At 66.3% G+C, this 9,182-nt stretch carries 8 protein-coding genes; 4 read left to right on the top strand and 4 right to left on the bottom strand.

Annotation, left to right across the window (positions count from 1 at the left end; all coding sequences use genetic code 11):
* Window positions 1-38 precede the first annotated feature (38 nt).
* From V7116_RS21585 to V7116_RS21570, 4 genes are all read right to left on the bottom strand, one after another.
* The gene (locus V7116_RS21585; protein ID WP_324394053.1) at window positions 39-449 is read right to left on the bottom strand and encodes a thioredoxin family protein; all 411 of its coding nucleotides are present in this window, start codon (window positions 447-449) and stop codon (window positions 39-41) included.
* Window positions 446-904, bottom strand: a complete 459-nt coding sequence (locus tag V7116_RS21580) for a DUF4395 domain-containing protein (RefSeq protein ID WP_324394052.1) — start codon at window positions 902-904, stop codon at window positions 446-448. The genes V7116_RS21585 and V7116_RS21580 overlap by 4 nt, the downstream gene beginning before the upstream one ends.
* 356 nt (window positions 905-1,260) lie before the next feature.
* Window positions 1,261-2,205, bottom strand: coding sequence for a GNAT family N-acetyltransferase (locus tag V7116_RS21575; protein ID WP_324394051.1), 945 nt, complete (start codon window positions 2,203-2,205; stop codon window positions 1,261-1,263).
* Between the two features lie 199 nt (window positions 2,206-2,404).
* The gene (locus V7116_RS21570; RefSeq protein ID WP_324394050.1) at window positions 2,405-3,685 is read right to left on the bottom strand and encodes a GNAT family N-acetyltransferase; all 1,281 of its coding nucleotides are present in this window, start codon (window positions 3,683-3,685) and stop codon (window positions 2,405-2,407) included.
* Window positions 3,686-3,873: 188 nt separating this feature from the next.
* Here V7116_RS21570 and V7116_RS21565 point away from each other — a divergent pair, with 188 nt between their 5' ends.
* From V7116_RS21565 to V7116_RS21550, 4 genes are all read left to right on the top strand, one after another.
* On the top strand, window positions 3,874-6,060 hold the full coding sequence (locus V7116_RS21565; RefSeq protein WP_324394049.1) for a WD40 repeat domain-containing protein: 2,187 nt from the start codon (window positions 3,874-3,876) through the stop codon (window positions 6,058-6,060).
* 153 nt (window positions 6,061-6,213) lie between these two features.
* The gene (locus tag V7116_RS21560) at window positions 6,214-7,206 is read left to right on the top strand and encodes a ribose-phosphate diphosphokinase (protein WP_324394048.1); all 993 of its coding nucleotides are present in this window, start codon (window positions 6,214-6,216) and stop codon (window positions 7,204-7,206) included.
* Between the two features lie 18 nt (window positions 7,207-7,224).
* Entirely contained in the window at window positions 7,225-8,151 is a 927-nt protein-coding gene (locus V7116_RS21555; RefSeq protein ID WP_324394047.1) for an SGNH/GDSL hydrolase family protein, read from the top strand.
* A gap of 264 nt (window positions 8,152-8,415) precedes the next feature.
* Window positions 8,416-9,182: glycosyltransferase family 39 protein (locus V7116_RS21550; protein ID WP_324394046.1), on the top strand; the 767-nt coding region annotated here is incomplete at its 3' end.

The raw sequence follows: 9,182 nt of genomic DNA, 5'->3' as shown, positions 1-9,182 counted from the left end.
GGGGGGGGGGGGGGGGGGGGGGGTCGCGTTTGCTTTTGCTACCCGCTGGCGGCGGCCTGAAGCTGCTGCTTGAGCTTGTCCGGTCCCGCGACGCCGTTGTTCACCTCGCGCGGGTGGCCGAGCCGGTCCAGAATGAACGTCGTCGGCACGGTCATCACGCCCCAGCGCGCAGCGGCGTCCGGCTCCGCCAGCGCATCGACCTCGATTACCTGCACGCAGTCGCCCAGGTCGTGCTGCACGCGCTCGATGGCAGGGCGCTGGTAGGCGCGGCAGGGGCCGCAGTCCGGCGAGGTGAAATACACGATCGCCGGGACGCCCGGCTTCAGTGCGCTCAGCAGCGGCTGGGTCGGGCGTGTGCCCAGGCGCGCGATCTGCCAGCGCCGGACCCCGCGATAGGCGAGCAGACCCGCTGCGCTAAAGAGAACCAGCACGATCAGCCGCTCGATCAATGGGACACCCCGATCCGGCTGTGGGTGAAGCCCGGCACGCCCAGACGGTTCAGCCAGTAATAGACCATGCAGCCCGCGCACCAGCCCGCGAACAGGTTCAGGCTGGCGAGCGCGATCACGATCAGCGGCAGCGCCCAGACGACCGGTCCTGCCCCGGCTTGCGCCAGGACGAACGTCAGCGTCACCAGCGTGCCGCCGAAAAGCTGCGCGAAGCGGTGCGGCTCCGGGTTGTCGCGGATCACGTCCGGCTTGACGATCCCGGCGGGGCGCAGCACGCGGCGGTACACCGCCGTGAACAGCGCATAGGCGGGGGCCAGCGCGGAGATCAGCATCACCGCGCCGACGATCAGCAGCAGCCACGTCGCGCCAGTGACGAAGGCGATCGCCAGCAGCGTGATGGTGAACGCCTGGTTGACGCGAATCGCGCTGTGATCAACAGTTCGTTGGGAAGCCATCTTCAGTCCTCTTGTTGCTGGTGATAAGATGCGGCGTGCAGGGCGCATTCACGCTCAAAAAACAAACGGCCCAGGGGATACAAAAACGCGACGCTGTCCCGGTTGTGCGAGCGGTCGTGATGACCGCTACACGGGGCGCTGCCGCGCTTTTCAGCCCTGGGCCGTTTGTTTTAACGGTGTGTCAGTCTGAAGCGGTGGCTAACGCCCCGGCTCCAGACACGAACAAACCTGTGTGAATGTCATGATCTGCGTGCTCGATCTTATCGTTCCGAGTGATGCGCTGATTTTATGAATAAAGAATACTTTTGTCAATAAAATAGGCCGGTTGGACTATCGTAAGGCTGCTGCGCCGGGCCTCACAGCGACCGCGCGTAGAGATGCTGGGTGTAGCCGTCGGGCGTGTAGTCGATTTCCAGCAGCGGCAGCACGTAGTCCCACACGAACGTGACCAGCGTGTGGTAGTTGTGGCGCGCGGCCCAGTCGCGCAGGGCGACCATCAGCAGGTTGTTGATCGGGCGCTTGGTCCACATGAAGACCTGCACGCGCTCCGGATCGGCCCGGTCCTGCTGGAAGAACGCATACGCTTCCTGGCCGGTGAGCGTGATGTGCACCCGCGCCGAGTCCAGCTCCACGACTTCCGGCACGCTGTTCCAGAAGCCCGGCGGCAGGCGGTCCCATTCTTCGCGGGCATTCTGGTAGCGCCCCAGCGGCATATGCCAGCCCGCAATCTGGGCCGGGTCGAAGGCGGTCAGCTCGGTCGCGCGGTAAAACACGCGGCCCTCCTGTGCGGGAAACGTGATGCGCTGGCCGGTGTGGGCGCGCTGGAAGCGGTGGTGCTCGTACAGCGCGGCATCGTCGCCCGCGTCGGCCACGGTGACGCGCTTGCAGCGGATCGCCTCCGCGATCTGCTGGATGTATGCCAGCAGGGCGCTGCCCAGACCGATGTCGCTCGCCTCAGGGCGCACTCGCAGCCGCGAGACGTTGACGTGATGGCCGAACGGCTCCGGCTCGTTGCCGATGAAGATCTCCGCCTCCGCGCCGATCTGTCCCTCGATTTCGGCCACCAGCGGGATGCCGTCCGCGCCGCGCAGCAGGTTCGCCAGATGCACGGCGCACATCTCGATGCTGGTCTGTGGGCCTCCGGCCTGCCAGCGCTCGAACAGGGTCAGGTCGTCGTAGTCCGCCGGGATCACGCTGCCGTCGATGCCCTGGCGCGCCCAGGCCCCGGTGGTGGCTTTATACACTTCGGTGATGCTTGCCGCGTCGGCCAGGACGGCCTGCCGGACGGTGATTTGCGACATACGCGGTTTCTCCTGGTAATGAGTCGTCGTAAACGGCCAGCAACCGGTTGCGATGCGATTCTGGCCTGGTGTCAACTAAGCGTAAAATAACTTTAACGTCGGTTCCGTCCGGTTGATAATTTTAATAAATAAGTTTAACGCTGCCGGACGGCATGATGCCCCAATGTACGCGGGCGTTTATTTTCCCCTGCGCGCCGTTTTACAGCAGGTCCGCCAGGGCGATCATGGGGCGGCGCTGCGGAAAGAGCACGCTCAGCACGTCGTGGTGGCGCTCGTGATAGCCGGTCTTCAGGTGGTCGATGCCGTACCAGCCGGTGATGAGCCGCATCAGCGACGACGAGGGCACTTCCAGCTCGATCAGCTCCGGGCTGCCGAGTCCCAGGTCCACCGCGACCTCGTCGTGCTCGGTCGTGACCGCCAGACGGTAGGCGCGCCCGGTATAGCGGCTGTTGAGGCAGCGCATCTCCAGCGCGGGCGCAAGATAGGTCAGGGCCAGGGCGAGGTCGTGCAGGCGCAGGTAGGCCGCGCCGGTGAAGGCGCGCAGCGCCGCGCCTCGTACGAGCGCATGGCGCATGAACGCGCTCTCGTACGGGACGAACAACCCGATGCGATCTACGTCCATGCGGGCGGCCATCGCGCCGACCTCGGCCAGCAGTGCCTCCACGCCGTCAGGATGATCGCCTGCCGCCTCGATCACGCTGAACTGCGCCGCGTCCGCGCCCCGGAACCAGTTCACTTCGCGCCCCGTGCTCACCCGCGTGTACGCGACCAGCCGGTTATCGACTTCTGCGACCAGGAAATCGTCCGGCTCGTAGCGCCCGGTGCGGATCAGGTAATCCATCTGCCAGAGCCACTGCGTTTCGTCCCGCGCGATCAAATAGCTGCCGCGCGCGCTTTCGGCTTCGTAGAGCGCCTGCACCGCCGGAAGGTCGCTGGCGTAGAAGGGCCGCACGCTGATCGCCTCGCTGCGCGCGCCGAGGCGGTCCGCCGTGCGGCGCTCGTAGCTGTGGGCGCTGTCCCACTGACCCGCCTTCAGGGCGAGATCGGTGGCGATGTCGGATTCAAAGCTGGTGAGGTACAGGCCCACGGCGTACTCGTACTGCCAGTGGTCGTAGGAACTGGGCAGCCCCAGCGTCAGCGCGACGGCAATCTGGCGCTCGTCCAGCCGCGCGTGGACCGTTTCGAGCAGGGTGCGCTCAAGGCCTTGCTTGTGGTAGGCCTCGTCTACTCCCGCCAGCGCGATTTCGGCGGCGGGCAGTTCCGCCTGCTCGATCTGGATCGTGCGCGGGATCAGGACGGCGTGGCCGACGATCGCGCCGTCCGGCTCCGCCTCGACGACGAACGCGTCCGCCGGGTCGAAGCCGGGATACGTGCCGTACCACGCCGCGATCGATGTGAGTTCGTCAGGACCATAGGCGCGCGCGAAGTAGTCCCACAGCGCGTCCTGATCATCGGGCCAGCGGATGGTGCGGATTTGCATAGTTGCTCCGACTGTCTGCGTTCCGAGCGGCGGCATTGCTGCGCCGATTATACGTCCTGGCGGGGCCGGACGCTATTGCCGCGCGCATCGCTGCCGTTTGCCCTCCGCCCGCCTGACTGCCGGGGAGAAAGCCGCGCGCGCCGGTATAGACTGGAAACAGGGTAAAGAGTCTCAGGGGGGTGGACAGCATGAATGTCAGGTTACGGGGTCCGGCGCGACTGCTGGCTGTGCTGCTGGCCGTTCTTGCGGTCGTCTTTCTGATCGTGCCAGCACCCTCGACCACGCTGAGCACGGGCATCACGCGGCGCGGGGCGGCGCAGATCCGGCAGGTGGGCATGTTGGGCGAGGGCGGCCTGCTGGATGCGGCCTGGTCCCCGGACGGCGGCACGCTGGCGCTGGCCAGCACGGCGGGCGTATGGCTGCACGACGCGGCGGATCTGGCGGCAGCGCCGCGCCTGCTGGACGATCCGCTGCGGATCGTGGTGACGGTGGCGTTCAGTCCCGCCGGGGATCTGCTGGCGGCGGGTGATGAGGACGGCTCGATCTGGTTGTGGGATACGGCGACATGGCAGGTGCAGCGCGTCCTCACGATGTCGGGCGCGGCGCGTGATTACGACCGGACGCTGTGCTTCAGCCCCGATGGACGCTTTCTGGCGGAAGGACGTTCATCCGGCGTCCGGCTGTGGGACGTGGCGCGCGGGGAGCAGGCCGCGTGGCTGCCGAAGCGCGGTGAGTACGTCTATGGCATCGCGTTCAACCCGGACGGCGATCTGCTGGCGGTGTCCGACGAGGACGGAGCGCGCGTATGGTCCGTGCCGGATGGCACAGCCCTGACCGATCTCACTCCGGCCTCGTCACCCGCACTCGACGCGGTGACGTTTAGCCCGGATGGACGCTATCTGCTGTTGAGCAACGCCGCGTGGGAATACACCCGCTTTCGTGATTTCCGGCGGCTGAACGAGGACGAGCATGCGGCGTTGTTGGCCGAACCCGCCCTGGCGGCCTATTTCGGCTTCGACGGCTATGCCTTCCGCGAGGGGCAGATCCAGCCGGTGCAGACATCGCTGCGCGCGTGGTCGGCGCTGCTGGCACGCTCCGATCTCGCCGCGCAGGACTGGTTCGGGATTTCGCGCTTTCCCAGCCCGGACGGGGACCGGATCGTGATGGGCCTGAACGACGTTTGGGAAGTGTGGCGAATCGACCCGGCGGCGCGGGAGGTCACGCTGCGCAGCGACCTGAACGGCGTGTCAGCGCTGGCGTTGTCCGGAGATGCGCGGCGCTTGATCGCCACGACGGAGTATGCCGCCTACGTGTGGGATCTTGACCAGGGGACCCGCCGCGTGCTCGACCTGCACGACGCAGGCGGCCATCTGCCGTACGTCTTTTGGCGCGATGGGCAGGCATTGGGCCTGTTCGTGGACTGGGTCGGCGGCGCGCGCCTGCTCGACTTGGGCAGCGGCGCGGCGCTGCTGGCCTTCGACGGGATCGCCGTGAGCGACAAGATGGTTCTCAGCGTTGATTCCAGTTTCTTCGCTGCGCGACGCCTGGACGGCTCGACCGCTGTGTGGGATCTGCGGACGGGCGCGCTGGTCGCCAGCCTGATGCCCGCCGATCCCGTGTTCCCATACCTGCCCCTGGCGTTCAGCGCCGACAACCGCACATTGGTCACCGCGCAGCTCGATCAGGCGTGCGCCTGCCACACTATCGCGCAGTGGGACGTCGCCACAGGGACGCAGGTGGTGTTGGGCGAACTTGCGCACTTCGCCTATGATGCGCAGTTCAGCGCGGACGGATCGTTGCTGGCGGTGGGCGGTGGCGGTCTCCAGCCCGACACGGGTGGTCGTGACAGCGTGATGCAAAGTGACCTGCGCGTGTGGGACGTGGCGACGGGCGAGATCGTCGGGGATTACAGCGCGGTATTCAATAGCCTGATCTTTACCGTGACTATCAGCCCGAACGCCCGCTACGCCGCCGCAGTCAGCTACGCCGACGTGTGGCTGTGGGATTTGTACGCCGCGCCGGGCGACGCGCTGCGGCTGGCGCTGGTCGCGCAGGGGGAGAGTGACGAGTACGTCTCGGCGGCGTTCAATGCGACAGGCGACTTGCTGGTGGTGGGCACGGCGTCGGGCACGATCCTGCTGTTCGACGTGCGCAACGGCGGGCAGGTCGCCGCCCTGGATGGGCATACGTCGCGGGTGAAGACGCTGCACTTCAGCACGGATGGACGCATGATGGTCTCCGGCGCGCAGGACGGCACGGTGCGCCTCTGGCGGGCGGACGGGCAGTCGGCGGACGGGGTGACGCGTACGGAACTCGCCGCGCCGGAGCCGGTTCCCGCCACGCCGACGCTGACGCCCCCGCCGCCGGAGGGGTAGGGAGCAGGGGCAGGAAAACCCGATCGCAGCCCCTGTTTTTACACCTCAGGCGAGGAGTTGTTACCAGTTGTAAAAAAAGAGTTGCAGGTTTGCGGGCGAGCGATAAAGTAGATGGCGACCTGCGAAGCCGATCAGCGTTGAAGGAGGACGGTCTTGACCGACGAAGGCCCTTATATTTTCGCGGGAACCGCCAATGAGCCGCTCGCGCGGGCGATTTGCGATTACCTGGGCGTGCCGCTGCGCCCGACGCACACCGAGCGGTTCAGTCACGGGGCGCTGCGCGTACAGCTTGGCGTCAGCGTGCGCAACAAGGACGTGTACATCATCCAGTCGCTGACCGATCCGGTGCACCGTCACCTGATGCAGATGATGATGATGTTGGACATCGCCCGCCACGGCGACGCGGCCCGCGTCACCGCCGTTATGCCCTATTTTGTCTATGGCCGGTCGGACAAAAAGGACGCTCCACGTATTTGCATCACCGGTAAACTCGTGGCGCAGATGATCGAAACCGCCGGGGCGGACCGGGTCATCGCCATGACGCTGCACTCGCCGCAGACGCACGGGTTCTTCGACGTGCCGCTCGATCACCTGACCAGCCTGCGCGTCATGGTCGATCATTTCAAGAAGCAGGATCTGTCGGACACGATCGTCGTGTCGCCGGACGTGGGATACGCCAAGCAGGCGACCAAGCTCGCCAGCGCGCTGCGCCTGCCGCTCGCCGTGGGCACGAAGGTGCGCCTGGCCGATACCCACGTGCAGATTACGTCCGTGCTGGGGCCGGGCGGCCCGGCTGCTCGCCGCGCGATCGTCATCGACGACGAGATCGCCACGGCGGGCACCATGATGGAGATCGTGCAGGTGCTCGAAGCGCAGGGCACGCAGGAATTTTCGCTGGCGGCAACGCACGGTCTGTTTACGGGCACGTCGGTCGAGCGGCTGAACGCGCTGGACAAGGTGACCGAAATCGTGGTGACCGACACGGTGTACGCGCCGCAGGCCACCGAACAGATCAATAAGCTGAACTGCCTGTCGGTCGCGTCAGTGTTTGGGGACGCGATCCTGTGCAACCACGAAGGGAAATCGGTGGGCGAGCTGTTCACGTTCTGGAGCGAGGACATGCTGCCCGATTCGTCGTTGGGCTAGGAGGACGTCCGTCCTGATATGCAACCAACACACTCATATACCATGCGCCGGTTGCGGCGCATGGTTTCCGTGGCGGTAACGGCCACGGCAGCGCTTGGCGGAACCGTGCTGGCGGCGTACTTCGGGGCGCTGGGCGGCGGTACAATGACCACGGAAAACGCCGCAGTGCGGGACGACGTCGTCGTCAGTGGCATCGGGAGCCGGGTGGATGCGATCTGGGATGCCGGGCGAGAGCGCGGCAACAGCGCGCACACCTTCGCCGTGATCGGGGACAGCATCAGCGCCGACGGGCGCTTTTTGAGGCCGATCGCGGCGGGCGAGATGATTCTCGGCGAGTACGGCAATTTGCAGGACACGGTGACCTACTTCGCTGGGCCGGATGGACGCGGCGCGAACCCCTTCAGCGTGCCCTCGGTCGCGGCGCGCGGCGGTTGGATGACCGAAACCGTGCTCAATCCCGCGAATGCGGATGCCGGTTTTTGCCAGCAAGGCGAGACGCCGCTTAGCTGCGAGCTGCGGTTGGCGCAGCCCGCCGTGGCGCTGATCATGCTCGGCACGAACGATCTGTGGGGCGCACGTACGCTCGACACGTACCGCGCGAACCTGGAGACGATCGTGCAGACATGCATCAACGCGGGCACGATCCCGGTGCTGAGCACGATCCCGCCCCTGACGCAGACCGAGGGCGGCAACGCGCGCGTGCCGGAGTTCAATGCCGTCGTGATCGACATCGCGCGGCAGTACGAAGTCCCGCTGTGGAACTACTGGCTGGCGCTGCAAGACCTGCCGGATTACGGACTCAGCGCGGACCACATCCACCCCAATTCGCCGCCGGATGGCCAGAGCACGACGTTCGATGCGGACCACCTGCAGTACGGGATGACGGTGCGCAACCTGACCGCGCTGCAAATGCTGGATGCCCTGCGGCGGGACGTGCTGAACTAAGGGCAGTTATCAGTCCTTAGTTGTTGGTTGTTAGTTCGGTCAACAGCAGTCAAACACGCCGTGTGACTTTCCCTTCCGGCCATCTCCAACCCGATTGGAAATGGCCGGGGGTGCGGCGTTTTGCTGCGCATCCCCCGCGTATACCGCCCTATTCAGAGCCCCTGTTCCCCCTTACAATGTGTTAATCTGGCAACGGGCGCAGCGAGGGGCATGCCGCGCTGCGGTACAATGGGGCGGCGGATCGCCGCGTGAAACGGAGCAGGCGTGACGATTTCCACGAGCACAGACCGGCAGGACGATCAGCGCGGGGCGCGTATGGCGCTGTGGGCGGTGGTGGCGATCCTGCTGCTGGCGGCGGGCGCGCGTTTGCATGGAGCTGCGTCGCGCCCGGTCTGGACCGACGAGGGCTTCGCAGCGTGGGCCAGCAGCGCGCCGACGATGGGCGAGATGCTGGATCGCGTCGAGGCGTGGGACCGTCACCCGCCGCTGACGTACTTCGTGCTGTATGCGTGGCGCGAGGTCGCGGGGGAGTCGCGGTTGGCGCTGCGCTTCTGGTCGATCCTGACCGGGCTGCTTTCCGCCGCGCTGGTCTACCGGCTGGGCGCGGACTGGTTCGGGGCGCGGGTCGGGCGGATCGCGCTGCTGCTGTTCGCCGTGCTCGATCTGCCGGTGTATTACGCGCAGGAGATCCGGCACTACAGTTGGCTGATGCTGTCGGCGTGTTTGATGACGCTGCTGTTCCTGCGCGCTTTGCGGCATCCCTCGCGCGGGCGGCTGATCGCGTACGGCCTCAGCATCGTGTTCATGCTCTATTCGCTGTACCTGGGCGTGCTGGTCGTGGCTGTGCACAGCGTGGTGGGGCTGTTCGTGTGGCGCGGATCGCGGCGGGACAAGGCCGCGCTGGCCGTGACGTGGATCGCGGCGGGGGCAGCGTTCGTGCCGTGGCTGATCGTGCTCGCGGGGCAGTTCGACCGGGGCTACAACAGCGTCAACGAGGGCATCGGCGGGTTTCCGGGCAGTCTGGCGACGAC

Source organism: Aggregatilinea sp., from assembly GCF_036822615.1.
Lineage (GTDB): Bacteria > Chloroflexota > Anaerolineae > Aggregatilineales > Aggregatilineaceae > Aggregatilinea.
Note: the sequence above shows the minus strand (reverse complement) of the source record. Positions and strands in the feature narration are given on the sequence as shown.

Excerpts from the sequence above, each read along its gene's own strand:
- V7116_RS21580 (WP_324394052.1), bottom strand. The coding sequence starts at position 904 with ATGGCTTCCCAACGAACTGTTGATCACAGCGCGATTCGCGTCAACCAG.
- V7116_RS21575 (WP_324394051.1), bottom strand. The coding sequence starts at position 2,205 with ATGTCGCAAATCACCGTCCGGCAGGCCGTCCTGGCCGACGCGGCAAGC.
- V7116_RS21570 (WP_324394050.1), bottom strand. The coding sequence starts at position 3,685 with ATGCAAATCCGCACCATCCGCTGGCCCGATGATCAGGACGCGCTGTGG.
- V7116_RS21565 (WP_324394049.1), top strand. The coding sequence starts at position 3,874 with ATGAATGTCAGGTTACGGGGTCCGGCGCGACTGCTGGCTGTGCTGCTG.
- V7116_RS21555 (WP_324394047.1), top strand. The coding sequence starts at position 7,225 with ATGCAACCAACACACTCATATACCATGCGCCGGTTGCGGCGCATGGTT.